The following is a 659-nucleotide window of genomic DNA, read 5'->3' on the forward strand; positions in this document are numbered from 1 at the left end:
GCATCGTTAAGCGAGCTTAGGGCCATACCAGCGATCACAAGAACGATCAGGCTCAGAGTTCCGAATGACGCGGCCAGTTTTGCCTTGATTGTCCAAGTTCCTTTTTTCATCTTTTTTCCGAAATGCATGAGTGGGAAACAAGGGTCATTCGGCACGAACGCACCCTCCGATATCTTTCGGCTTAACGGCGAGAAACACAGGTTCCTTGAGCCAATGCGTCGCCATCCCGTGACGGCATCTGCTATTGCACGCAAAGGGACATGTTGTCGGAAAGAAATACTGTCAACAAATCGCTCAACTAATAGCAAATTTCGAGTTTTCAGTATCAGCTTCAGAGGGTATCGGTCGTTAAGCATATTCGGGTACGGCCGCGGGCCGTATTGCGAGAAAGTGGCAAATAACCGCCTATATTAAGTATTTTCCCTGAGAGAAAAGATGCTCCACAATCTAAATGTCAAAAGTAAGCTGGCGTGTGCGTTCTCTGTTCTGACTGTCATAGTGATCTGTATTTCGATCAACTCCATTTACGCGCTCAATCAGTCACGACAAGCATTCGAGTCTTATTTGGAAGGTGTTAATGCTCGCGCAAACGTTGCCGCACAACTACGCGCGGCGGTCGACCGACGCGCCATCGCCGCGCGCAATATTGTGTTGGTCAC

At 48.9% G+C, this 659-nt stretch carries 1 pseudogene; it reads left to right on the plus strand.

Features of this window, described 5'->3' with window-relative positions:
- Window positions 1-435 precede the first annotated feature (435 nt).
- Window positions 436-659: pseudogene (locus NCT03_RS33670) on the plus strand (methyl-accepting chemotaxis protein); the annotation flags it as partial.

The organism is Caballeronia sp. GAWG1-1 (genome assembly GCF_023631465.1).
GTDB lineage: Bacteria > Pseudomonadota > Gammaproteobacteria > Burkholderiales > Burkholderiaceae > Caballeronia.